Here is a 22,672-nt window from a genome sequence, read left to right as displayed (position 1 = left end):
TTGTCGTACGTCAATGCCGCAAAGCGACGCCCTGCAGGGGCAGTAGGACCGGCACCGGGTCCGGCTCAGGAACCGCCGCGCTCGCGGGGGATCTTCTGGCCGGCCTCGATCGCCACCGGCAGCCGGTTCTCGGCCGGGGGCAACGGGCAGGTGGCCAGGTCCGTGTAAGCGCACGGCAGGTTCGCGGCGCGGTTGAAGTCCAGGACGACCGTACCGTCGGCGGCGGGCGGCTCCATGGCGAGGGCCCGGTTGGCGGCGTAGGTGGTGACCCCGGAGGTCGCGTCGGTGAACAGCACCATCAGCCGGCCCGCACCAGGGCCGGGGAACGCGGTCAGCGACAGTTGCTGCCCGTCCAGCTCGAACTCGACCCTGCCCGGAGCGTCGTACACATGCTCAAGGCCCTCGACCGCGGCACCCACGGTGGTCGGCCGCGGCGTGTCGAAGGGGATGTAGCGGCCCGTCACGGCCCAGCGCGGGTCGGGGGCATAGGCGGGCGTTCCGGTGAAGGCCGTGCGCAGCGGCGCGTCCGGGTGCCGGGGGCGCACGATGTCGTTGCCGCCGCGCTTGGCGACCTCGATGACGGCGTCTCCCCAGACCGCGTCGACGCCGCCGCGTTCGGGGAGCACGCCGAAGCGGTGTTCACCGTGGACCGGCGTTCCGTCGACGGCCAGTTCCTCGCCGTCGTCGAGGTTTACGACGACCCCGCCGGGGCCGGTGCGCCACGCACCGGGCGCGTCCGGGAAGCGCTGGGGCCGGTCGTCGAGCCAGTGCAGGCCGGTGATCGCCAGGAACCCGTGCGGGTCGGCGAGCCGGGCCTCTTGGGCGCGGTACCACTCCAGCCAGTTCTCGGTGAAGGCCTGGAGGTCCGTTGCGGTGGCCTCGGTGGTCATGGGTTCTCCTTCGTCACGGGGGTGCAGGGGGGCCGGTCGGGCCGTCGGTTCGACCGGCGTGTTCAGCGGGCCAGTTCGCCGAGGAGTCGCCAGGTGCGTCGGCGGTCGGCTTCTCCCGCGATCTCGGTGCCCGAGAACACGACCTCGGTGGCGCCTGCGTCGCAGTAACGGCGTACCTCGGCCTCGACAGTCTTCTCGTCTCCGATCACGGCCAGGTCGGCGGCCCGCCGGCCGCCGGAGAGTTCGATGACCCGGGCGTAGGACGGGATCTGTTCGTAGAACGCGAGGTTCTCGGTGGCCTTGGCCCGCACCGCCTCCACGTCGTCGGTGACCACGCCGGGCACCAGGGCCACGATCCTGGGCGCGGGACGACCGGCGGCCTCGGCGGCTGCGGTCAGGTCGGGCACGATGTGGTCCGCCAGGGCGCGTGGTCCCGCCAGGTAGGGCAGGATCCCGTCCGCCAGCTCACCGCTGACCCGCAGCGCCTGCGGCCCCATCGCGGCGACCAGCAGGGGGACACCGCTCTCGGCACCCGGTACCCGCGCCGGGACCGGGGTGGTCGCGGTGAGCAGCTCACCGTGGAAGTCGGCCATGCCGGTCTCGGTCAACTGCCGTAGTGCGGTGAGGAATTCACGCAGGCGGGCGATGGGGCGTTCGAAGGGCAGGCCGAAGCCGGTCTCCGTCAGCAGTTTGGTGCCCAGGGCCAGGCCGAGGTGGTAGCGGCCGTGGGTCGCGGCCTGGGCGGTCTGGGCCTGGCTGGAGACCAGCAGCGGGTGGCGGCCGAAGACGGGGATCGCGGAGGTGCCGACCTGCAGTCCGGGCACTTCCCGCCCGACGATCGCCGCGAGCTGGGGTGAGTCCGCGCCGAAGGTCTGCCCGAACCAGGCCGACCGCAGACCGGCGGCCGCGGCCTCCTCGGCCAGTTGTACGGTGGCGTCGACCTGGTTCGGCGCGTCGGACGCGTTGAGCGCTACTCCAACAGTCATGTCAGTCAGAACGGGCGTCGGTCGGACCCGCATTCCGGTCCGTGTGTGACAGCTTCTTGTCAGTCATGTGTACTCAGTCGTGAGTGGAAGGGCCGTCCCGATGCTCAGCCCGCCTGCCGTCGGTCCAGCGCGGACCGGTGCGTGAGGGGTGCGCGCAGGCCGAGGTTCTCGCGCAGGGTGGTGCCGGTGTACTCGGTGCGGTAGATCCCGCGTTCCTGCAGTTCCGGGATGAGCAGGTCGACGATGTCGTCGAGGCCGTCGGGGATGAGGAACGGCGTGACGTTGAAGCCGTCGATCGCGCCGTGCCGCACGAAGTGGGCGAACTTGTCGGCCAGGCCGGACGGAGTGCCGACGTGCCCGCGCTGCGGTCCGAGCGCGATGACGGTCTCGCGCAGCGACCAGCCGTGCGCCTCCGCCTTCGCCCGCCATTCGGCCACGACCGCGCGCGGGTCGGCGATGCGCCGGGCGCCGAAGGAGCCGTCGTTCTCGGTGACGACCGGATCCTCTTTCGGCAGTGGCCCGTCGGCGTCGCGGTCCGAGAGGTCGATGCCCCACAGCAGCCCGGCGATCCCCAACGCCGTGGCGGGGGTGACCTGTTGGAGCCGGATCCAGTGCTTCTTCTCCTGGGCATCCTCCTCGGTGGCGCCGAGGATGATCTCGGTGCCGGGCAGGATCCGCAGGTCGTCGTCGGGCCGGCCGATCGCCCGCAGCCGGCGCCGGATGTCGTCGGCGAAAGCCAGTGCGTCGTCGAAGTCGTTGCCGTGCGCGGAGAAGATGACGTCGGCGTTGCGGGCGGCGAAGTCGCGCCCCTCGCCGGAGTCCCCGGCCTGGAAGATCACGGGTTGGCCCTGGGCGCTGCGCGGCAGGGTGGGGGCGAGGTCGATGTCGAACTGCGGTCCGCGGTGGTGTACTCGGCGTACGGCACCGCGCACCGACCATTCCCGTGCAAGCGCGGAGTCGGCGATTGCTCCTTCTTCCCAGCCGTCCCACATGGCGCGGGCCACGGTGAGGAACTCCTCGGCGCGGCGGTAGCGGTCGGCGTGGTCCAGGTAGCCTCCGCGGCGGAAGTTGGCGCCGGTCCAGGCGTTGTCCGTGGTCACCACGTTCCAGCCGGCGCGGCCTTCGGAGAGCAGATCGAGTCCGGACAGGCGGCGGGCCAGATCGGCGGGTTCGTTGAAGGTGGAGTTGGAGGTGGAGACCAGACCGATCCGGCGGGTGACCGCGGCCAGCGCCGCGAGCTGGGTGATGGCGTCCGGCCGTCCGGCCACGTCGAGATCGTGGATCCTGCCGTCGACCTCGCGCAGCCGCAGCCCCTCGCCGAGGAATAATGCGTCGAACAGGCCCCGTTCGGCTGTCTGCGCGACCCGGCGGAAGGAGGCGGGGTCGATCTGGGAGCCGCTTTCGGGGGCGGACCAGATGGTCCAGTGGTTGACGCCCTGGAAGAACACCCCGAAGTGCAGCTGGGCGTGCGGCCGGGGGACGTCGAGGGGATCGGTGCGGGTCATCGGGCGTCCTCCTGGGCGGCCACGGCAGCGGCGGCGAAGCGATTGGCGGGGCGCTCCAGACCCAGGGCCGAGCGCAGGGACGTACCGGGCAGCGGGCGGGCGGCGAGGCGCCGCTCGGACAGGGCCGGCAGCACGACGCGGGAGAGGACGGGCAGGTCCTCGTCCAGCACCAGCGGATGCAGCCGTACGCCGTCGACGTGACGGCTCAACTCGGCCAATCGCGCGACCAGTTGGCCTGCCGAGCCGACGTGCCGCAGCCATCCCCGGTCGGTCCACGACGTGTGCCGTTCCAGATCGGCGACGCGCTCGGCGGCCGTGGCGTCCGGTGTGTCCAGCGCCACCTCGACCTCGGCGAAGACGCGGGGCGTAGCGGCGGTGGCAGCGGCCGTGGCGACCGACGCGAGGTCGCGGCCCTCGACGAGAGCGACGTCGAGCTGTGCGGCGGGAACCCGGTCCGGCCTGCCCAGGACGACAAGCTGCCCCTGAGGCGGGCGTGGCACGATCGCCGGGCCCTTGACGGCGTACGTCTCGCCCGTGAAGTCGATGTAGTGCAGCCGCTCGCGGTCGAGGTAGCGGCTGGTGACCACGGACCGGATGACCGCGTCGTCCTCCCACGAGTCCCACAGGGCGCGGGCCACCTCCACGCCGTCCCGGGACTCCCGGGCTCGCGCGGCGGCGTCGGCGATCAGCGGCCGCCCCCAGACACGGGCCGCCTCGGGACGCTCCTCCTCCGTCACCACCCATCCGGCGCGACCGGCGGAGATGTGGTCCAGGGACGCCAACTGGCTGGAGACATGGAAGGGTTCGGCATACGTGACCGGGACGACGGGCGCGATCCCGATGGTGCTCGTGGACGCCGCGACGAAGGCTGCCCGCTCCACCGCGCCGATACGGCCCACCGGATCCGGTGAGGCGCCGGGCGGCAGCACACCGTCATCCAGGGTGATCAGGGTGAACCCGGCGTTCTCGGCGATGGCGGCGACCTGGGCCACGCGGCGCGGTGTGAGCAGCTGATCGGGGGAGTGGGCGGCGCGGCGCCAGGCCGCGGGGTGGGCGCCGTCGCCGTCGATCTCGACGGCGAGGTGCAGGGCGGGGCCTGTCAATGGGGTTCCTTCCGGGAAACACGAGGACTCGCGGCCACAGGGCCACGACGAGACAGCCGGCGGGACGGCCGGCAGGGGTCAGGCGTGTACGGAAGGACAGACGGCGGAGGAGGTACGGCAGTAGTCGACATGCCGCCGGGTGATGAGCCGTGCACCGGTGCACGCACCACGCGGTGCCGCGCCCAGTACGTGCATCGAACCCTCCACCTGTCAGGAACTTTCCCGTTCAACGTACGTCGCCCGCCCCTGTGAGTGTCAAGGTCGACCATGACCAAGGGGCATCTGATCCGCTGGGACGCGTGGTGGACGCAGCTTTCCCGTTGTGCTTTGATCCGGCCATGGAGACCACTGGCCCGGCGCACGCGGTGCTGCTCGACCTGTTCTGGGTGAGCCGCCGCGCCGATCAGTTCGACCAGGTCTGTTGCTGATCGCCGTTCGACGGCTCGCGATCTAGTTCTTCTCTTTCTGCCTGCAGCTTTCTCTTGCCCTCGACCAGCCGCTCTCCGGGCGTAGTTCGGCTATACGCGCACCGGCACCGAATACACGGCGGGCAGCGCCGACTGGCGGGAGCAGATCGACATCGGTCCCGAGCGGACGGCACTCGATGTCGGCCCGGACGATCCCGACTACTTGCGTCTGATCGGCCCCAATCAATGGCCGTCCGCGCTGCCGGAGTTGAGGGACCTCGTGCTGCGCTGGCAGGCGGAGGCGCTGCGGGTGAGCCGTGAGGTGCTGCGGGCGCTCGCGGCGGCGCTCGGACAGGACGAGGGCTACTTCGACCAATGGTTCGACGACGAGGCGGCCGTGCACGTGAAGATCGTGCACTATCCTCCGCGCGCCGCCGAGGACGCCGACCAGGGGGTGGGCGCGCACAAGGACTACGGCTACCTCGCCCTGCTCCAGCAGGACGAGGTCGGCGGGCTCCAGGTGCAGCGCGAGGACGGGGTGTGGATCGACGCGGTGCCGGTGCCCGACGCCTTCGTGTTCAACATCGGAGAGATGCTGGAGATCGCCACCCAGGGATATCTGAAGGCCACTCAGCACCGGGTCGTGAGCCCGCGGTCGGGCGTCCACCGCTACTCGATTCCATTCTTCCTCGGCCCGCGCCTGGACGCGGTCGTCGAGCCGCTGCACCTCCCTGAGGAGCTGGCGGCGCTGAGTCGAGGCGTCACCGACGACCCGGACAACCCGCTCCTCGCCGCTTTCGGGGAGAACGCGGTCGTCGGCTGGCTCCGCTCACATCCCCGGGTCGCGGAGCGCTGGTGGTCCGACGTCCTGGCCGAGCCGGAGGCCGGACGATGACCGACTGGGCCTTCGAGACACGCCAGGTCCACTCCGGTGCCGTCCCCGACCCCACGACCGGCGCCCGGGCGGTGCCGATCCACCCGGCCACCAGTTACGTCTTCCGGGACACCGCGCACGCCGCCGCGGCCTTCGAACTGGCCGACCTGACCACCCACGCCTACACGCGGCTGTCGAACCCGACCACCGCCGCGGCCGAGGAGAGGATCGCCTCCCTGGAGGGCGGATCGGCCGCAGTCGCCGTGGCCAGCGGCCAGGCCGCGACGACGCTCGCCCTGCTCAACCTGGCACGCGCAGGCGATCACATCGTGGCCTCGTCGTCCCTGTACGGCGGTACCCGTACCCTCCTGGAGCACACGTTCGCCGACCTCGGGATCGAGGTCACCTTCGTCGACGACCCGGACGACCTGGGCGCCTCGCTCGTCGCCGGACTCGGCTCCGAGGCGGGCTGGCGGTGCTGTCTGTTGCTGAGCTCACCGTGCGCGGTACTCACACTGACCCTCGCTGCCCGATGGCTGCCCCCGCCCCGGCGCACCGCCCGCGACTCCCGGCTGGACGTCCTCGGCCTCGGTCTGCTGTGCGGCTGCACGCTGACGCTGATGGTGCCCTTCATCCGCCCTCCGGGCAGCGGGGGAGAGGCACTGGTGTGGGGCACCATGGTGTGCGCGCTGGCGGCCGTCTTCGTCGTGCACCAAGGGCTGCGGGTGCGGCGCGGCCGTCACCCGCTGGTGCACCCGGCGCTGACCTCGTGGAAGCCGTACATGCTGGGCACGGCCGTCGCGATGGCCCAGTTCGGCTCCTCACTGGCCGCGTTCCTCGTGCTCACCGTCTTCCTGCAGGACGGGCTCGGCCTGTCCGCTCTGCTCACGGCGGCGGTCACCCTCCCCGGGGCGGTCGGGATGGGCATCTCCTCGGCCCTCGCCTGGCGGCTGGTGCGGAGGATCGGCCCGCGTACGGTGACCGTCGGCCTGGCTCCGGGCATCGGTGCGTCCCTGGCCGGAGCGGTGGTGACGCTCGGTGTGCCGACGGCGGTGCTGCCGATGGCGCTGGCCGCAACGCAGCTGATGTCCGGCGTCGCCGGAGGGCTCACCGTCTCGCCCAACCAGACCCAGGTACTTCAGCACGCTCCGCCAGAGGCCGCGGGAGTGGGCGGCGGGATCCTGCAGATGGCCCAGCGTATCGCGGCGGCCGTCTGCCTCAGTGCCGTCCCCGCGGTGTATCTGCACACCGCTTCCGGCCCGCCGGGAGGCAGCCACCCCCGGGCCGGGTACGCGCTGGCCTCCTGTGTCTGCGCCGGCCTGCTCGCCGTCGCCCTGCTGCTGTCCCTGCTGCGCCAGGCCGCCACGCCGCCCCGCCCGTCCGTACTCGCGCCGCCGAACCACGCCGGCGTGGTCCCCCGCCCCAAGGAGACGACCTGACCACCCGTGGCGTGGGTGCCGCACCCCGTCGCCCCCTCACCCCACCGAAACCCAAGGAGAACACGTGAGTTCGACCAGAACCCGGCCCGCCCTCGTCGTCCTGGGCGCGGCGGCGCTGCTGACCGCCTCCGTCGCCGTTCCGCAGGCCTCGGCGGCCGTACGTATGTCCACGGCTCTCGCCTGGTACGACGCCACAGCCGAGACCATCGCGACGGCCGGGGCATCCACCCAGATCACCAACAGCCGTACCTGGGCCATCAGTTGGCTCGCGGCCGCGCGGGCCACCCGGAACGTGCCCGCCGGTGTCGACCGCGGTGCGTATCAGGAGGCGGCGCTCGCCGGGGCTGTACACCGCGCTCTGGTGACGCTGGCCCCGAGCCGAACGGAGCAGCTCGACGCGAAGTTCAAGGAGACTCTCGACGCGATTCCCGACGGCCCGGCCGAGGAGCGGGGCGTCGCGGCGGGGGAGAAGCAGGCCGATCTCGTCCTGAAGTCGCGGGAGGGCGACGGTCTCGACCCCGCCGCGGTCAACGCGCCCTATCCCGTCAAGCCCGCGGCGCCGGGTGTGTGGCAGCCGACGCCACCCGGCTACGCGCCGGCGGCCCAGTACGGCAACCGTCTCGCCAAGCCGTTCCTGCTCAGGACGCAGAGTCAGTTCCGGCTCGCCCCGCCGCCCGCCCTGGACTCCGAGCGCTATGCCGCCGATCTCGCGGAGGTGCGTGCGTACGGCGCCGCGGACAGCACGGTGCGCAGCGCCCGCCAGACCGAGACCGCTACCTTCTGGCTCGGCTCCTCCCTCACCCTCTACACCGAGCCGCTGCGTGTGGCGCTTTCCCGCACACATCAGGGGATCGCCGGGCAGGCGCGGTTGGTCGCGCTGTTCCATGTGGCGCTGGTGGACACGCAGATCGCTACCTCCGACAGCAAGTACGCCTATGAACGCTGGCGTCCGGTGACCGCGATCCGCACCGGCAGCATCGAACCCGACGCCGATTGGACGCCTCTGCACACCACCCCGGCGCATCCGGACTACCCGAGCGGCCACAACACCTACGCGGGCGCCGCGCAGACCGTCCTGTCGGCGCTCGCAGGTCCGCGTACCGCCCCGTTCGCACTGACCAGCCCCACCGCGCCGGGCGTGACCCGGACGTACACCACCTGGAAGCAGCTCTCGGAAGAGAACGTCGACGCCCGGGTCTTCTCCGGTATTCACACGCGGTCGGCCGACGAGGCGGGGATCACGCTCGGCACGAACGTGGCACGGTACGCCCTGCAGAACACGGGACGGCTCTTCGCTCCGCGCTGACTCTCCGCGCGCTCACCGGCATCGCGGCGGACCGAGCGGAGGGTGCCGGTGTAGCGGAAGACGCCGTGCCGTGCGTACAGCGGCCAGGAGACCGGCGACTTGCGGTCCACGCCCACGCTGATGCCCTGGAACGGCGCCATGCCGATCAGCTGGTGGACCGATTCCGCCACGGCCCTGTCCGTCCCGTCGACGGACAGGGCGAAGCCCCGGCCCAGGCCGGCCTCGGCGGTGGCGGTGAGTCCAGTCGCACATCGAACGCCCAGAGAACACGGTCCGCCGGCAGTGGCGCGTCGGGGACGTCGCGCTCTGGGACAACCGCGCCACCCAGCACTACGGCGTGGACGACTCGGACGACCACACCCGCACCCTGCGCCGCGTCACCATCGACGGTGACGTGCCGGTGGGCGTGGACGGCCGCCGCTCGGCGCTGCTCACGCCCGAATCCGTGCCGGAGCCCGCGTACGGTATCGCCTCGGGCGCCTCCACCGACGGCGCGGTCGCCCAGACCTGACCTGCTGATCGGACGGCCCGCGAGGGCACGCACCTGGAACAGGCGATCACGCCCGACCCGGTGTGCGTGCCCTCGCGTTCGTTGCTGCGGACAGACCGCGTGGGCGGGTCCCGAAGAGGCGGAGAAGTTCTCCGTGTCCGCAATGCAAGATCTGTCCGGGAAGTTATTGACCAACCTGGTGGACATCTGCTGGACTCCGGACCCATGAACCCGCGCGTGGACCTGACCCGGCGGCGCCACATCGATCTGGCGCACGTCTCCAGCGCGTTTTGTTGTCGCTGATCCGGCAAGCGGTCCCCGGCAGCGGCCGGTGCGTGCCCATGACGCGCGCCGGGCAGCGGCGGTTGAAGGCCGCCCACACCACGATGCCTCCCCACGGGATCGTCGTATCCACCTCCTGAGGGCTCCCGCCTCCTCTCCTTCTCGCATTCGTGTGAGCCGGGAGCCTGTGCGCGCACGCCGTCGCGGTCGCTGAGAACGCGGCTGTAGCGGTCCTGCGACCACGCGCCTTCTCTCCGCCCGCCCACCGGCGCTTCGCCTGCGGCCGATCAGCCCTGCGCAGTACCAGCCCCATCACCCGACTCCCCGATCCTCAGCACCCCTTGGTGTGCCCGTCTGTCCGGGAGGGACCCCCTCATGTCTGTGTCCATCCGTAAGCTCACCGGCCGCATCGGCGCGGCCGTGGAGGGCGTCGACCTCACGGCGACCCCCGATCTCTCGACGATCACGGCGCTCCGTGACGCCCTCAACGAGCACAAAACGATCGTCTTCGACGACGTGAACCTCGACAACGCCGGCCAGGAGCGCGTGGCCCGGTGGTTCGGCGAACTCACCACCGCCCACCCCAACGTGCCGGCCGCCGACGGCACGACGAACGTGCTCGCCGTCGACAGCGAGACGTCCAAGGCCAACGAATGGCACACGGACGTCACCTTCGTGGTCAACCCGCCGCAACTCACCACGCTCCGGTCGATCGTGACCACGCCGTACGGCGGAGAGACGCTCATCGCCAACGCCGCCGCGGCCTACCGCGATCTGCCCGCACCGCTGCGCGCCCTCGCGGACACGCTGCGCGTCGTGCACACCAACCAGTACGACTACGCCCGCCCCGCGGCCACGACCGCGGGGCGGCAGGAGTACGACCGGGCCTTCGTCTCGACGCCGTACGAGGCGGAGCACCCGGTCGTGCGGGTGCATCCGCTGACGGGCGAACGCGGGTTGTTCATCGGCGGGTTCGCCAGGCGGATCGTCGGCCTGTCGGGCAGCGACTCGGCGGATATGCTGCGCCTCCTCCAGTCGTACGTGACGCGTCCGGAGAACATCCTGCGCTGGACTTGGGCGCCCAACCAGCTGCTGATCTTCGACAACCGGATCACCCAGCACTACGGGGTGGACAACTACGACGACCACCCGCGCCGTCTGAACCGGGTGACGGTCGCCGGAGAGGTGCCGGTCGGTGCCGACGGCCGCCGCAGCGAGCAGCTCGTGGGCGATGCCTCGCACTACAGCAGCGTGCTGGCGGTGGCGGCATGACCGAGGTCCGCACCCCGGCCCCGGCCGTCACCAAGGGGCCGGACGCCGAGACGGCGAGCGCGCGCGAGCGTGAGGTGTTCCTGCCGCGTGACGCCCGCCGCCGGACGCCGCTCACCGAGCTCCGCGAACGCCTTCGCTGGCCCCTCGGGGTCTATACGACTCCGGTCGTGATTCTCGTCGCCTGGGAGGCGCTCGCCCGGGCCGGAGTGGTGTCGAAGACCTACGCCCCGGCGCCGACCTCGCTCGTGAAGTCAGCCGCCGATCTGTGGCAACAGGGCGTCCTCGGGCCCGACTTGGCCATTTCGCTGCAGCGGGCCGGCATCGGTCTGGCGATCGGTCTGACGGTGGGGATCGTCACCGGCGTGCTCGGCGGGCTGCTGCGCAGCGGTGAGTACCTCTTCAACGGCGTGGTGCAGGTGCTCAACACGATCCCCCTCCTTGCGGTGCTGCCACTGATGATCGTGTGGTTCGGCATCGACGAGCTCACGAAGGTACTGCTGATCTCCTTCGGAGCCGGCGTCCCGATGTATCTCAACCTGTTCGCCGCCATACGGGGCATCGACCAGCGGCTGATCGAGATGGCGCGCACGACGGGCGCGGGCAACTGGCGCCTGGTGACGCGCGTGCTGGTGCCCGGAGCCCTGCCGGGGTTCCTGGTCGGCCTGCGGTTCTCCCTGGCGTACAGCGTCCTGGGCCTCGTCGCCGCCGAAACGGTCAACGCCGACGAGGGACTTGGCTTCCTCATCACTCAGGGGCAGACGTATCTGCAGACCAACCAGGTCTTCGTGGGGCTGGTGATCTACTCGCTCCTCGGTCTGCTCGCCGACCAGTTCGTCCGGGTTCTCGAGCGGGTGCTGCTGCGGTGGCGACCCAGTTATGAGGCGTCATGAGCAGCACGATAGCGACGGAGCCCCGGCGGCAGACCGGGGTCGTCGTCGAGCAGGTGGTCCGTCGGTTCGGTGACCGGGTGGTGCTCGACCACCTCGACCTCACCATCGCCGACGAGGAGTTGGTGATCCTGCTCGGCCCCTCCGGCTGCGGCAAGAGCACCCTTCTGCGTCTGCTCGCCGGACTGGACCGGCCCGACGGCGGGCGCGTGGAGGTCCCGGCACGGCGTGCGATCGTCTTCCAGGCCGACCGGCTGCTGCCGTGGCAGCGGGTCCTGCGCAACGTCACGCTCGGCCTGCACGGACCCAACGCGGAACAGCGGGCCCGCGACGTGCTCGCCGAGGTCGGACTCTCGGGCCGCGAGAAGGCATGGCCCAAGGAGCTCTCCGGCGGCGAGGCCCAGCGGGTGTCGCTCGCGCGGGCCCTGGTCTCGGAGCCCGAACTCGTGCTGCTCGACGAGCCGTTCGCGGCCCTCGACGCCATCACCCGGCTGCGCATGCACGACCTCGTACGGGCGCTGCGGACCAAGCACCACGCCGCGATGCTGCTCGTCACCCACGACGTCGACGAGGCGATCGCCCTGGCGGACCGCATCGTCGTCATGAGCAACGGCCGCATCGGCACCTCGCACGAGGTCCACCTCTCCGCCGCGGACCGCGAAGCGAGCGTCGCACGCGAGGAACTCCGCGCCCGGCTGCTGGAAGACCTCGGCCTCGCCGGCCAGCACTGACCTCCCCGAACACCCTCACCCAGCACAGAAAGCACGACAACCATGCGAAAGAGAACCACCAGACTCATCGGCGCCGTCGGCTCGTTCGCCCTCGGGAGCACCCTCGTCGCCTGCGGATCGTCGTCTTCGAACAGCGCCGCGCCGCTGAGCAACGCCGCCGCAGCGAGCGACGCCAAGCACCCCGAGTGGAGCAAGTACACCTTCACCATCGGCGACAACGGCGGTGACGGCAGCCAGGAGCTGGCGAAGATCACCGGCGTGTTCGACAACGCGCCGTACAAGGTGAAGTTCGCCCGGTTCACCTACGGCCCGCCGCTCGTGCAGGCCGCGGCCTCGGGCGACATCGACCTCGGCAGCGTCGGTGACGTGCCACCGATCACCGGTGCCGCGAAGGAGTACGGCTTCAAGGTCGTCGCCGTCAACCGCTCGCTCACGCCCGACCAGGCGGGGGAGAACATCATCGTGCCGAAGGGCTCGAAGCTGAAGACGGCCGCCGACCTCAAGGGCAAGAAGATCGCTGTTCCGCAGGGCAGTTCGGCCCACGGCCTGGCACTGAACGCCCTGAAGAGCGTCGGCCTCACCCCCAAGGACGTGAAGCTGACCTTCCTCGACCCGGCAGCCGGCGCGACGGCGTTCAACACGGGCAAGGTGGACGCCTGGTCGATCTGGAACCCGCAGTCCGCGATCGCGGTCAAGAACGGCGCGCGGATCCTGGTGAAGGGTCTCCCGCCGATCGACCAGACGAGCAGCTACTACGTCGCCAGTGACACGTCGCTGAAGGACAAGACCAAGCGTGCTGCTCTCACGGACGGCCTGAAGAGGCTGTCGCGGGAGTTCGCCTGGGCCGTCAAGAACCCCGACCAGTACGCGCAGGCGCTCTCGAAGGAGCAGGGCATCCCGCTGGCCGACGCCAAGGCGTCCCTGGCCGCCTACTCGAACCGGGTGACCCCGGTGGAGCAGTCGGACATCGAGCTGGAGCAGAAGCTCGCCGACGCCTTCCTGGAGGCGGGGCAGATCACCAAGAAGGTCGACGTCAAGTCGATCACCGACAACCTCCTGCCGGCCGGTTACGACAGCTCCAAGCTGAAGGTCACCTCATGAGCGCGAGACGGCGTCGGCTCCATCTCAACGCTTTCCTCATGGAGGCGGGTCACCACGAGGCAGCGTGGCGGCTCCCGCACAGCAATCCCCGGGCGGACTTCGACCTGCGGCACTGGATCGAGCTGGCGCAGCTGGCCGAGAGCGCCAAGTTCGACTCCCTGTTCCTGGCGGACGGCCCGGCGCTCATCGGCACCGGCGAGTTCCGCCCGCCGGGCCAGCTCGAACCGCTGACCCTGCTGACTGCGCTGTCCCGGGCGACCAGCAGGATCGGCCTCATCGCAACGGTGTCCTCGACGTACAACGAGCCGTACAACCTCGCCCGTCGGCTCGCGTCCGTCGACCACGTCAGCGGCGGCCGGGCCGGCTGGAACATCGTCACCTCCGCCGGAGCCGACGAGGCCGCCAACTTCGGCCTCGACGACCGCCCGGGCCACGCCGAACGCTACGCTCGCGCCGACGAGTTCCTGAAGGTCGCCAAGGCGCTGTGGGACAGCTGGGAGGCCGAGGCCGTCGTCGCGGACAGGACCACGGGCCGCTATGCCGACCCCGCGCGGCTGCACCGCCTCGACCACCGGGGCCGGTACTTCAAGGTGGCCGGCCCGCTCAACGTCGAGCGTCCCCCACAGGGCTACCCGCTGCTCGTCCAGGCCGGTTCCTCCGAGGACGGCAAGGACTTCGCGGCCCGCCACGCCGAGGCGATCTTCACCGCGCACACGAAGTACGAGCGCGCGGCCGCCTTCTACGCCGACATCAAGGCGCGGACCAGGGCCGCGGGCCGCGACCCGGACGGTGTGATCGTCCTGCCGGGCATTGTCCCGTACATCGGGTCGACCGAGGAGGAGGCCCGGGCGCTTGCGCGGGAGTTCGACGAGCTGCGCGTCCCGGAGTACGGGCTGCGGCAGCTGGCCGCCGTGTTCGAGACCGAGCCGTCGGTCTTCGAACTCGACGAGCCTCTTCCGCACTTCATCCTCGCCAGGCCGAAGCTGGAAGGCTCGCAGAGCCGCTCCGACCTGATCATCGATCTTGCGGTGCGCGACCAGCTGACGGTCCGGCAGATCATCTCCCGGCTCGGCGGCGGACGCGGTCACTTCGAGTTCGTCGGCACACCCGAGCAGATCGCTGACACGATCATCGCCTGGTTCGAGGGCGGTGCCGCGGATGGGTTCAACATCATGGCGCCCGCCCTGCCGTCGGGCCTCGCGGCCTTCGTCGAGCATGTGCTGCCGATCCTGCGCGGCAAGGGACTGTTCCGCGAGGAGTACGAAGGCACGACCCTGCGCGAGCACTACGGGCTCCCGGTCCCGGCAAACCAGTTCCATGACTGACCCGCTTCCCGTGGCCGGCCCGCTCGCGACTCCCGCCGCTTCCCGGAGCGGCGGGAGTCCGCCCGCGCTGCGGGTCGAGGGCCTTCGCAAGACCTACGAAGACGGCTTCACCGCGGTGGCCGGGCTCGACCTGGAGATACCGGACGGCGCCTTCTTCGGGCTGCTCGGCCCGAACGGCGCCGGGAAGACCACGCTGATCGGCTCGGTGTGCACATCGTCCGACCCACCGCAGGCACCCTCTCCGTCTTCGGCCACGACCACCGCAGCCGTCAGGCCCGGAGGCTGCTGGGTCTGGCTGCCCAGGAGATCAACGTCGACCGGTTCCTGTCCATCCGGCAGATCCTGATCTACCACGCCGGATACCACGGCATCGGCCGGAAGGCGGCCGCCCGGCGCGCCGCCCAGCACCGGCCGCTTCACCACCACCGACCCCGTCCCCGCTGGCAAGCTCAGTGCCAACTCCTCCCCGTACGCGTACGCCAACAACGACCCTCTCAATCAGGCCGACCCCTCCGGCGAATGTCCACTGTGCGTGAGCGCCGGCATCGGCGCCGCATTCGGCGCAGTGGTTGATGGAGGCATCTACACCTGGCAACACCGCAACGCAGGCTTCACCTGGGGCAGCCTTGCCAAGGCGAGCGGCGAAGGTGCGATCACCGGTGGCATCGCCGGAGCTCTCATGCCCGGCATCGGTAACGCATTCGCCCGCGGCCTCGGTCTTACCGGCGGGCGCGCACTCGCCGCCTCTTCGGTCGTCAACGCTGGCGTTGGCGCAGCCTTCTCCTGGGGCGTCAACCAGGCCCACTGCCGCCCCACAGACCCTTGGGACTTGCTCACTGGTGCTGCAGGGGGAGCCAGCAGCAGCCTTCTCGGGCCGGCGTTCAGCTGGCTCAAGGGGAAGTTCTCACCAGCCTCCCCTTCGGGTCTCCGCTTCGGCCCCGGGGCGGCGCACGCCGATGACCCGGCCTTCCGCGGCGGTAGCTCCTTCTCGCTGGATTCGATTACCGAGGAACCTGGGTTCAACTATCTGTACCGCGGCGTTTCCATCGCGAGCCCGGCCTACGACGACGCAGCGCAAGGAATAGCCAAGCCTCGCGGTGGCTCCGCAAGCATGGAGCAACACCACGACGGAAACACGAACAGCCCCTACACCTCGTGGAGCACGTCGAAGCAGACCGCTCTGTCGTACGCACGCGGGGCTGCCGAAGGCCGAAGCGACCTTCCCGGCGTCATCCTCCAAGTGAAGCTCCCTCTTGGCCAGCCGGTGTACCCGGCGATCATGTTTAGCACTGAGCTGTGGGAAAGTAACGAGAGCTTGGTGGAAGGGCTCGTCCAAGGAGCTAAGGTGTTCCACGTTCCAGCTCCATAGAGGGGTCGAACTCCAGGCGGCCGCGGCATACAGCCGCGGCCGCCCTCCCTCTACTCCTACAACGGAAAAGCAGGCGAATGGAAGTGCCGGAAATCGTCACAATGGACGTGGGCCAAGCCATGGAACGCTGCGCACAACTTTCCCAATCAGGGTGGGAATCAGCGCAGCTTGCCGCGTCAGCCCTTGAACAATTCCCAGAAGCGACTATTGAAACAACTCGCATCAAAACCGCCTCCATGGCGGGAATCTATAGCACTCGCCTAGCACAAAATGCCGATCTTCCCCAAAGGGCATTTGATATCGGCCGGTTTGTTCAATCGTTGACAGAAAGTACAGAATCCTTCGTTCGCTTCTTCTCTGTCCGCTTCAAAACATGGCGCATCCTTGTTGTCCTGTCGGATGACGTGTGTTCTCCGCTCGCGTCGACTGCAGTCGCCGGTGTGGGGGAGAATCCAGCAGCGAATAGCGTTGGTGCGGTGGGAACTATTTCGGCAGGCCAAGCTCTCGCTCTATGCCGAGAACTGATGGAGGACGGATGGGTCGCGGCAAATATTGCCGTAGAAAAGCTAGCCGCTTCAGAGAGGGGTGAATACCCCGTATGGATTGCGACGCCTGCGACCCTGGCGCGCCATTACGGAGAGCGCGCTCTGGTGACGGATGAAGGCAGTCGCAACTTGGCAAGCCTTGACCTTGACCGGTTTGCTCAAGTTATGTCTGGGCTAGATGACACAACCATTCGAATCTTTCATCTCTTCGATGATTATGGGTGGCAGGTAACCTGTGCCGTGTCCGATGACTTCGCCCGTCCCCTGGGGGCGGTCGCGATTAGTCGTTTAGGGGAATGACCAGGGTTGCATCAATTGCTTGACTTCGTCGAGGGTGTTTCTTGGCCTGTCCCGCGTGAAAACCCTGGTTCGGGCTGCTGATCAGGCCGTTTGTCTGCCTGCCGTCAGGCTGCTTGCTGGTACTCGTTGATGAGGCCGCCGAGTAGTTGAGTGCGGCGGACGCGGCCTCCGAAGGGGATGACAGGTGCCGTCTGGCCGGTCTCCGAGGCTTGGGGAGATCGTTGGTGGAGGGATTAATAGGGGCGGTGCCGGTTGTAGTGGTCGGTGTAGGTGTTCAGGACGGTGCGCAGGTGCCGTTCGTTCATGATGAGTAGGCGGTCGGTGCACTCGCGGCGGACGGTGCCGACCCAGCGTTCCGCGAAGGCGTTTGCCTTCGGCGATCTCGGCGGGGAAAGTAACACCTGCACGCCCGCGTCGGCGAGCACGGCGTCGAAGGCGTCGGAGAACTTCCTGTCCCGGTCGCGCAGGAAGAACCGGAACCGGTCCACCCGGTCTTCGAGGTCCATCATCAAGTTCCTCACCTGCTGGGTCACCCAGTCCCGGTTCGGGTGCGCGCTGATGCCGAGGACGTGCACTCGGCGCGTTGCGACTTCCATGACGAACAGCACGTACAGCCGCCGGCAGAACGCGGTATCCACATGGAAGAAGTCGCAGGCCAGCAGTCCGGAAGCCTGGGCGCGTAGGAAGGAGGCCCAGGCGTCGTGAGCCCGCTGGGGCGCGGGCGGAATGTTGCCCTGCCGCAGAACTGACCGGACGGTGGCGGCGCAGACCGTGATGCCCAACCGGGCCAGCTCTCCCTGCACTCTGCGGTGTCCCCACAGCGGATTCTCCCGCGCGAGACGCAGGATCAGCTCCCGCGTCTCCTCCGATATCGGCGGCCGACCGGGGCTCTTGTGGGGGTAGGTCCACTTGCCGGCGATCAGTTCTCGGTGCCAGCGCAGCAGCGCCGCTGGGGTGACGAAGAAGCTGCTCCAGCTCTGTCTAGGCAGCAGACGCGACAGGGCCGCCAGCAGGACCCGGTCGGCCGGTTCCAACCTCGGTTTACCGAGCTGGCGTTGGAGTACAGCGAGCTGGTGCCGCAGCACCAGCAGTTCGACGTCCTTGGCAGCGTTGCCCAGCAGCCGCAGTACCGCCAGCTCCAGCGACCTGCGCGTCAGCAGATAGATCCATGACCACCGCATGGATCTCGATCATGCCCCGGTCCACCACCGTCCCGCAGCGAAACGTCGTGATCAGGGGCCCGAACTCGGGTTTTCACGCGGGACAGGCATATGAAGCAGAAGCTCAGGACCGCGGTGGCGGCGGGTGTCATGACCGTGGGCTCCCTGGCCGGCACGCTCGCCCTGTCGGGGACGGCGCACGCCGAGACCTACCAGCGCAACGTCCAGCTGCAGGACCTCCAGGACCAGGGCGTCGACTGCCTGGACAGCAACTACAACGGGTCGCTGTACATCCTGCCCTGCAACGGCGGCAGCTTCCAGCGCTGGAACGTCACGTCCTACGCCCCGGACGTGAACAACTACTACAGCAGGGTGCAGATCCAGAACGTCCGGACCGGCCGTTGTCTGCGGGTCCAGTTCTTCGCCGGAAACGGCTACGAGGCCAAGACCGACAGCTGCGACGCGAGCAACTACCGGGACCAGTGGAACATGACCTGGGTCGGAAACACCCCGGGCAACCCTTCCAACAGCTTCCAGTTCCTCAACTGGCAGCCATCAGGCCCGCTGTCGGGCCGCAGCGAGTTCGACTTCTGCCTAGACCGGGGACAGGCAGGCCACGCGAACAACATGGTCTTCGACATCGGCCAGTTCCGGAAGACCTGTGACAACCACTCCAACAAGTGGCAGATTTGGAGCATGGTCCACTAGGCGGCCGTCGCTGCCGGATGGCCGGCCGGTCGTCACGGTTCCGTCCGGGGTTGGTCTTGATGTCGTAACAACGATCAAGGACCCGTCGGTCCGTGACGATGATGTGAGCAGTAGTTCGCGGCCCCGCCGAACTTTCCCGTCGGCGGGACCGTCGCCATGAGCGTGCCGTGAAGTGTCCGGCTACGGGGAGGACTTGACGGCCTGGATGCGCTGGCAGGCGACAGCCAGCTCGCCGGAGCCCGTGCTGACCTCCTGCGTCCCCTTCTTCATCGCGCCGGCCTTGGTGCTCTGGGCGCCCGCCGGGCAGTCGGACGCACCCTGGTGCAGATGTGCGAGCGCGTGGCTCGCGCCAAAGTGGCTGGCTACTGATCTCTTCGGGTTGTTGTCGGCTGGTGGGTGAGTCTGAGTCCGGTGCCGGCAAGGCAGCCGTCAATCAGGTCGGGGCGGAGCTGGATGTGTCGCAGACCTCGGCGGAGGGTCCGTTCGAGGTGCTCGTCGTCGGTGAAGGCGGTGTTGGCCAGCGGCCCGCGCCTAACAGCGACCAGATGCCCTCGACCGGGTTCAAGTCGGGTGCATAAGAGGGCAGTTGCACGATGGTGAGCCAGTCGTGTGCGCCGGCGTACTCGCGCATCCCGGCAGCCCGGTGGGTGTTGAGATTATCCCAGATCAGCACGATGGGAGCCTGGAGCTGGATGTGGGCACGCACGACCATGTCGCGGTAGCCACTCCACGCGAAGGTGTCGCGTCCTTTGCCTCGATGCTTGCGGTGGCGGCGCGGCCGGTAGATCAGCCGGGACGTCTCGCCCGGCCTGTAACAGCACATCGCCGCGATCGACCAGCGGCGCCAGGAACGAGCTGAGCACGCTGGAGCAGGTCGAGCCCCGCGAGGGCGACGAAGCCGCCCGTTACGAGCTCACCCGCCGTGCCGGGTCGTACGTCCAGGCCGACGTCGACGCCTGGCTCGCCCGCGCCCTGGCCGCGCGAGCAGCGCCATCAGCGGCTCTCGAACCGGCGCAGCCCGAGCCGCCGGGACAGCCAGACCAGCAGCTCGAAGAGCACCAGTACCACCGGCAGGGCCCACGCGGCGATGTCGATCCCGCTGTAGTCCGTCTCGGCCAGCTCCGGCGCCGCCCAGCCGTGCGGGTCGACGAGTACGTCCTCGGTCTGCCCGACTTCCATCGGCCCGTCGCAGGAGTCGTTGCCCAGCTCGGCGTGCTTGAGCGGCTCGCCGTCCACCCGCCCCAGAAGGCAGGTGTACTCCGGCCCGTGCTTGCCCTGGTACGTCTTCACCGAGGTGACCCGCACCTGCACCCGCTGCCCTTGGTGCGCCATCACCTCCGCCTGCAGCACCGGCCCCGGCCCGGACAGCGCGGCGATCCCCACGATCACCCCGCCGACGATCAACCACCCGTTCGGCGCTGCGATGGTCATCAGCGTGAGAGTCGCGATCAGCGCGAAGGTCCCGAGCACCAGTCCGAGCCCGCTCCAGTCCGGATTGGCGGCCAGCAACGACAGCCCGACGATCACCGGCGGACCGAAAAACGCCATCGTGGTGAGGCGGCGGACCTGCCGGGACGAGGTGGCGGTGGCTATTCGAGGCACGGCGTTAGTGTGACGAACGGGGTCGTCAGGCTGAAGAGCGGGGTCCGTTGCCACAGTCGTCGCTCTCGATGAGCATTCCCAGACCGTGGACGCCGCCACCTTCACCCCGAGCACGAGTAACTCGCCGTGCAGGCGCCGGTAGCCTCAGCTTGGATTCTCCCTGGCCAGGCGCAGTACCAGGGCTCGGATCGAGTAAACGGTCCGCGGTCGGCCTCCGCGCCTGGGTCGGGGCTGGGCGGCGTGCCGGTGGGCGATGACGTTGCGGTGCCAGCGGAGCACGGTGTCCGGCCGCACCAGCAGCCGCATCCGGCGCAGCACCTCCCGTGGCACGCCATGGAGGAGCGACGCCAGGAACGCCCGGTCGCTCGCGTGGAACCGAACCTGCTGCCCGTTCAGTTGCCGCTCCAGAACGCCGATCTGGTGGCGCAAGGCCAGGATCTCGACGTCTTTCTCACGGTCGCTCATAGGCAGCAGCCGCAGCATCGCGAACGCGTTCGTCATGCCCGAGTACGCCAGTCTCAACAGCACGACTGATCATCATGCCGCGCCGACCGCCGCCGCGCGACAGCTGCGACTCGAGCGGCCTCGACTGGTGCCGAAACCCGTTCCCAGCTGCATGGATGAGGTATTGGGCAAGACCAACCTTGCCTCGGGGGTCGCTGGCCTGCCAGTTCAGTGCCGGAACGGTTCCATTACCGTCCAAGACCGTCTGACCGCGGCTGTGACCTTTGGCCCCCTGTTTGGCCCCCACGAGCGCCCGACTCCTATGGGCGTCTGTGCGCCGTACCAACCTGCCGAGGAACTGAGGCTGATCCTTTGGAGTGGACACCCTGACAATGGATCTTGACGGTCCGGGGAGGGATGTCCAAGTGGGACGCCAGTCTCCGTACCCGGAGGAGTTCCGGAAGGACGCCGTCGCGCTGTACCGCGCGTCCGGCGGCAAGCGCACGTACGCGGCGGTGGCCGCGGAGCTCGGGATCACCGGGGAGACGTTGCGCAGGTGGGTCCGCAAGGACACCGTTCGCTCCGCGCCCGAGCTGTCGGACGGCAGCGTGCAGGGTCAGGCGGAGGAGCTGGCCCGGCTGCGGGCCGAGAACCAGCGGCTGCTGAAGGCGGAGAAAGAGTGGCAGCTGGAGCGGGAGATCTTGCGCCGGGCAGCCGCCTGTTTCACCCGGGAGGTGAAGTGAGCCCCTGCCGCTGGGACTTCATCTCCGACAACCGTGCCGACTTCGGCGTGCAGCGGATATGCCAGGTCCTGGGTGTCTCCCGCTCCGGCTACTACCGGCACCAGGCCACCACGCAGGTCCGTGCCGCGCGTCAGGCCGAGCAGACCGCCGCGGTCGCCGAGATCCGCGAGATCCATGCCGAACACCACGGCGCCTACGGCGCCCCGCACATCCATGCCGAACTCCGCTCGAGGGATCGGAAGATCAACCGTAAGCGTGTCACGCGCTCGATGCGCATCAACCAGATCGTCGGCCGTCACCTGCGCCGCACCAAGCGCACCACGATCGCGGACAGGACAGCCCCTCCCACACCGGACCTGGTCATGCGCGACCTCACCGCGAAGACGTTGAACACCCGGTGGTGCGGCGACATCACGTATGTCGCTGTCGGCTCAACGTGGCTGTACCTGGCCACGGTCATCGACAGCTCAACGTGGCTGTATCCGGCCACGGTCATCGACATCTGCTCGCGCCGCGTGATCGGCTGGTCCATCGCCGACCACATGCGCACCCAGCTCGTCACCGACGCGATCGAAATGGCGGTCTGCGCCCGCGGCGGCAAGGTCGACGGCGTTGTGTTTCACACGGACAGGGGCGCGCAATACACGGCGGCGGCCTTCGCCGAGGTCTGCCGCCGGCATGGGATTCTCCGCAGCATGGGCCGCGTCGGCTCGAGTTACGACAATGCCCTGGCCGAGTCGTTCTTCCAGGGTCTGAAACGGGAGCTGCTCCACGGGCGACGCCTCACCTCGAAGGCGCAGACACGGCTGGAGCTGTTCCGCTGGCTCGCCTACTACAACCGGCGCCGCCGCCACTCCGCCCTCGGCTACCTCACGCCAGTCGAGTTCGAGCAACAGCTGATCTCATCACGTACGCTGTCGCTCGTCGCATGAAACCCGGTGTCCACTCCCGAGGTTGAGCCTCACGTGAGCGATCCCCGTCGTCCAGTGCCTCCTCGTGCTGAAGGCGGATGACCACGTCGTCCAAGCGTGGACGGTTTGAGGATTCCTTTGAGTGCACTTGATGAGCAGGTGGTTGTCACTTTCGATCACACCTTGCGAACATGTTGAAGTTTGATCATGAACGGGGTTGAAAGCCTGCCCCGCGACAGGGACTTGATGGTGAACGAGCCAGGAGAGACGCCGGGCGCGCACGGCGGCACTG

Annotated in this window: 19 protein-coding genes and 4 pseudogenes; 15 read left to right on the top strand and 8 right to left on the bottom strand. The window is 69.1% G+C overall.

Annotated features, from left to right (window positions below; all coding sequences use genetic code 11):
• Positions 1–65: 65 nt before the first annotated feature.
• From AAW14_RS25125 to AAW14_RS25110, 4 genes are all read right to left on the bottom strand, one after another.
• A complete protein-coding gene (locus AAW14_RS25125) occupies positions 66–890 on the bottom strand; it encodes a DUF1684 domain-containing protein (RefSeq protein ID WP_265566189.1) in 825 nt (274 codons plus the stop codon).
• 62 nt (positions 891–952) lie between these two features.
• Positions 953–1,876 carry an LLM class F420-dependent oxidoreductase gene (locus AAW14_RS25120; RefSeq protein WP_265566188.1) on the bottom strand — a complete coding sequence of 308 codons (924 nt, stop codon included), beginning with the start codon at positions 1,874–1,876 and terminating at the stop codon, positions 953–955.
• A 104-nt stretch (positions 1,877–1,980) separates the two neighbouring features.
• On the bottom strand, positions 1,981–3,381 hold the full coding sequence (locus AAW14_RS25115; protein WP_265566187.1) for an NtaA/DmoA family FMN-dependent monooxygenase: 1,401 nt from the start codon (positions 3,379–3,381) through the stop codon (positions 1,981–1,983).
• On the bottom strand, positions 3,378–4,484 hold the full coding sequence (locus AAW14_RS25110) for an LLM class flavin-dependent oxidoreductase (protein WP_265566186.1): 1,107 nt from the start codon (positions 4,482–4,484) through the stop codon (positions 3,378–3,380). Before AAW14_RS25110 ends, AAW14_RS25115 begins: the two co-directional genes overlap by 4 nt.
• A gap of 528 nt (positions 4,485–5,012) precedes the next feature.
• Between AAW14_RS25110 and AAW14_RS25105 the strand changes: the two are divergent.
• The 13 genes and pseudogenes from AAW14_RS25105 to AAW14_RS25040 form a co-directional block, all read left to right on the top strand.
• A pseudogene (locus AAW14_RS25105) lies at positions 5,013–5,135 on the top strand (isopenicillin N synthase family oxygenase); the annotation flags it as partial.
• A 36-nt stretch (positions 5,136–5,171) separates the two neighbouring features.
• The gene (locus tag AAW14_RS25100; RefSeq protein WP_322741108.1) at positions 5,172–5,786 is read left to right on the top strand and encodes a 2OG-Fe(II) oxygenase family protein; all 615 of its coding nucleotides are present in this window, start codon (positions 5,172–5,174) and stop codon (positions 5,784–5,786) included.
• Complete coding sequence (locus AAW14_RS25095; protein WP_265566185.1) at positions 5,783–7,204, top strand: MFS transporter; 1,422 nt, start codon at positions 5,783–5,785, stop codon at positions 7,202–7,204. Before AAW14_RS25100 ends, AAW14_RS25095 begins: the two co-directional genes overlap by 4 nt.
• A gap of 64 nt (positions 7,205–7,268) precedes the next feature.
• Positions 7,269–8,510 carry a vanadium-dependent haloperoxidase gene (locus AAW14_RS25090; RefSeq protein WP_265566184.1) on the top strand — a complete coding sequence of 414 codons (1,242 nt, stop codon included), beginning with the start codon at positions 7,269–7,271 and terminating at the stop codon, positions 8,508–8,510.
• A gap of 241 nt (positions 8,511–8,751) precedes the next feature.
• Positions 8,752–9,021, top strand: a pseudogene (locus AAW14_RS25080) (TauD/TfdA dioxygenase family protein); the annotation flags it as partial.
• Between the two features lie 636 nt (positions 9,022–9,657).
• The gene (locus tag AAW14_RS25075) at positions 9,658–10,554 is read left to right on the top strand and encodes a TauD/TfdA dioxygenase family protein (RefSeq protein ID WP_265566183.1); all 897 of its coding nucleotides are present in this window, start codon (positions 9,658–9,660) and stop codon (positions 10,552–10,554) included.
• Complete coding sequence (locus AAW14_RS25070) at positions 10,551–11,444, top strand: ABC transporter permease (RefSeq protein WP_265566182.1); 894 nt, start codon at positions 10,551–10,553, stop codon at positions 11,442–11,444. Before AAW14_RS25075 ends, AAW14_RS25070 begins: the two co-directional genes overlap by 4 nt.
• Complete coding sequence (locus AAW14_RS25065) at positions 11,441–12,172, top strand: ABC transporter ATP-binding protein (protein ID WP_265566181.1); 732 nt, start codon at positions 11,441–11,443, stop codon at positions 12,170–12,172. The genes AAW14_RS25070 and AAW14_RS25065 overlap by 4 nt, the downstream gene beginning before the upstream one ends.
• A gap of 42 nt (positions 12,173–12,214) precedes the next feature.
• Positions 12,215–13,273: an aliphatic sulfonate ABC transporter substrate-binding protein gene (locus AAW14_RS25060; protein ID WP_265566180.1), complete on the top strand. Its 1,059-nt coding sequence runs from the start codon at positions 12,215–12,217 to the stop codon at positions 13,271–13,273.
• A complete protein-coding gene (locus AAW14_RS25055) occupies positions 13,270–14,598 on the top strand; it encodes an LLM class flavin-dependent oxidoreductase (protein WP_265566179.1) in 1,329 nt (442 codons plus the stop codon). The genes AAW14_RS25060 and AAW14_RS25055 overlap by 4 nt, the downstream gene beginning before the upstream one ends.
• Positions 14,489–14,944, top strand: coding sequence for an ATP-binding cassette domain-containing protein (locus tag AAW14_RS39830; RefSeq protein ID WP_416223363.1), 456 nt, complete (start codon positions 14,489–14,491; stop codon positions 14,942–14,944). The genes AAW14_RS25055 and AAW14_RS39830 overlap by 110 nt, the downstream gene beginning before the upstream one ends.
• Before the next feature lie 186 nt (positions 14,945–15,130).
• Complete coding sequence (locus AAW14_RS25045; protein ID WP_265566177.1) at positions 15,131–15,967, top strand: hypothetical protein; 837 nt, start codon at positions 15,131–15,133, stop codon at positions 15,965–15,967.
• A 77-nt stretch (positions 15,968–16,044) separates the two neighbouring features.
• The gene (locus tag AAW14_RS25040; RefSeq protein WP_265566176.1) at positions 16,045–16,812 is read left to right on the top strand and encodes a hypothetical protein; all 768 of its coding nucleotides are present in this window, start codon (positions 16,045–16,047) and stop codon (positions 16,810–16,812) included.
• Positions 16,813–17,045: 233 nt separating this feature from the next.
• Here the strand turns inward: AAW14_RS25040 and AAW14_RS25035 are convergent, their stop codons facing one another.
• Positions 17,046–17,993: an integrase core domain-containing protein gene (locus tag AAW14_RS25035; protein WP_265566175.1), complete on the bottom strand. Its 948-nt coding sequence runs from the start codon at positions 17,991–17,993 to the stop codon at positions 17,046–17,048.
• A 90-nt stretch (positions 17,994–18,083) separates the two neighbouring features.
• Between AAW14_RS25035 and AAW14_RS25030 the strand changes: the two genes are divergently transcribed.
• Positions 18,084–18,680 (top strand): RICIN domain-containing protein, encoded by a 597-nt coding sequence (locus AAW14_RS25030; RefSeq protein WP_265566174.1) that lies wholly within the window; start codon positions 18,084–18,086, stop codon positions 18,678–18,680.
• A 362-nt stretch (positions 18,681–19,042) separates the two neighbouring features.
• On the opposite strand, the pseudogene AAW14_RS25025 reads toward AAW14_RS25030, so the two are convergent.
• From AAW14_RS25025 to AAW14_RS25015, 3 genes and pseudogenes are all read right to left on the bottom strand, one after another.
• Positions 19,043–19,566: pseudogene (locus tag AAW14_RS25025) on the bottom strand (transposase); the annotation flags it as partial.
• Between the two features lie 107 nt (positions 19,567–19,673).
• Positions 19,674–20,282: a hypothetical protein gene (locus AAW14_RS25020; RefSeq protein WP_265566211.1), complete on the bottom strand. Its 609-nt coding sequence runs from the start codon at positions 20,280–20,282 to the stop codon at positions 19,674–19,676.
• Between the two features lie 36 nt (positions 20,283–20,318).
• Positions 20,319–20,810, bottom strand: a pseudogene (locus tag AAW14_RS25015) (integrase); the annotation flags it as partial.
• A 341-nt stretch (positions 20,811–21,151) separates the two neighbouring features.
• On the opposite strand from AAW14_RS25015, the gene AAW14_RS25010 reads away from it, so the two are divergent.
• Positions 21,152–22,401, top strand: a protein-coding gene (locus AAW14_RS25010) for an IS3 family transposase (protein WP_265566173.1) whose coding sequence is annotated in 2 segments (ribosomal slippage) — positions 21,152–21,404 and positions 21,404–22,401 — 1,251 coding nt in all. Because the reading frame shifts where the segments join, the coding sequence is not laid out codon by codon here.
• Positions 22,402–22,672: the final 271 nt, after the last annotated feature.

The organism is Streptomyces hygroscopicus (assembly GCF_026168105.1).
GTDB classification, from domain to species: domain Bacteria; phylum Actinomycetota; class Actinomycetes; order Streptomycetales; family Streptomycetaceae; genus Streptomyces; species Streptomyces hygroscopicus_D.
Note: the sequence above shows the minus strand (reverse complement) of the source record. Positions and strands in the feature narration are given on the sequence as shown.

Coding starts and splice junctions, on each gene's coding strand:
- AAW14_RS25095 (WP_265566185.1), top strand. CDS start 5,783: ATGACCGACTGGGCCTTCGAGACACGCCAGGTCCACTCCGGTGCCGTC.
- AAW14_RS25060 (WP_265566180.1), top strand. CDS start 12,215: ATGCGAAAGAGAACCACCAGACTCATCGGCGCCGTCGGCTCGTTCGCC.
- AAW14_RS25055 (WP_265566179.1), top strand. CDS start 13,270: ATGAGCGCGAGACGGCGTCGGCTCCATCTCAACGCTTTCCTCATGGAG.
- AAW14_RS25075 (WP_265566183.1), top strand. CDS start 9,658: ATGTCTGTGTCCATCCGTAAGCTCACCGGCCGCATCGGCGCGGCCGTG.
- AAW14_RS25035 (WP_265566175.1), bottom strand. CDS start 17,993: ATGCGGTGGTCATGGATCTATCTGCTGACGCGCAGGTCGCTGGAGCTG.
- AAW14_RS25065 (WP_265566181.1), top strand. CDS start 11,441: ATGAGCAGCACGATAGCGACGGAGCCCCGGCGGCAGACCGGGGTCGTC.
- AAW14_RS25120 (WP_265566188.1), bottom strand. CDS start 1,876: ATGACTGTTGGAGTAGCGCTCAACGCGTCCGACGCGCCGAACCAGGTC.
- AAW14_RS25070 (WP_265566182.1), top strand. CDS start 10,551: ATGACCGAGGTCCGCACCCCGGCCCCGGCCGTCACCAAGGGGCCGGAC.
- AAW14_RS39830 (WP_416223363.1), top strand. CDS start 14,489: ATGTGCTGCCGATCCTGCGCGGCAAGGGACTGTTCCGCGAGGAGTACG.
- AAW14_RS25125 (WP_265566189.1), bottom strand. CDS start 890: ATGACCACCGAGGCCACCGCAACGGACCTCCAGGCCTTCACCGAGAAC.
- AAW14_RS25040 (WP_265566176.1), top strand. CDS start 16,045: ATGGAAGTGCCGGAAATCGTCACAATGGACGTGGGCCAAGCCATGGAA.
- AAW14_RS25030 (WP_265566174.1), top strand. CDS start 18,084: ATGAAGCAGAAGCTCAGGACCGCGGTGGCGGCGGGTGTCATGACCGTG.
- AAW14_RS25115 (WP_265566187.1), bottom strand. CDS start 3,381: ATGACCCGCACCGATCCCCTCGACGTCCCCCGGCCGCACGCCCAGCTG.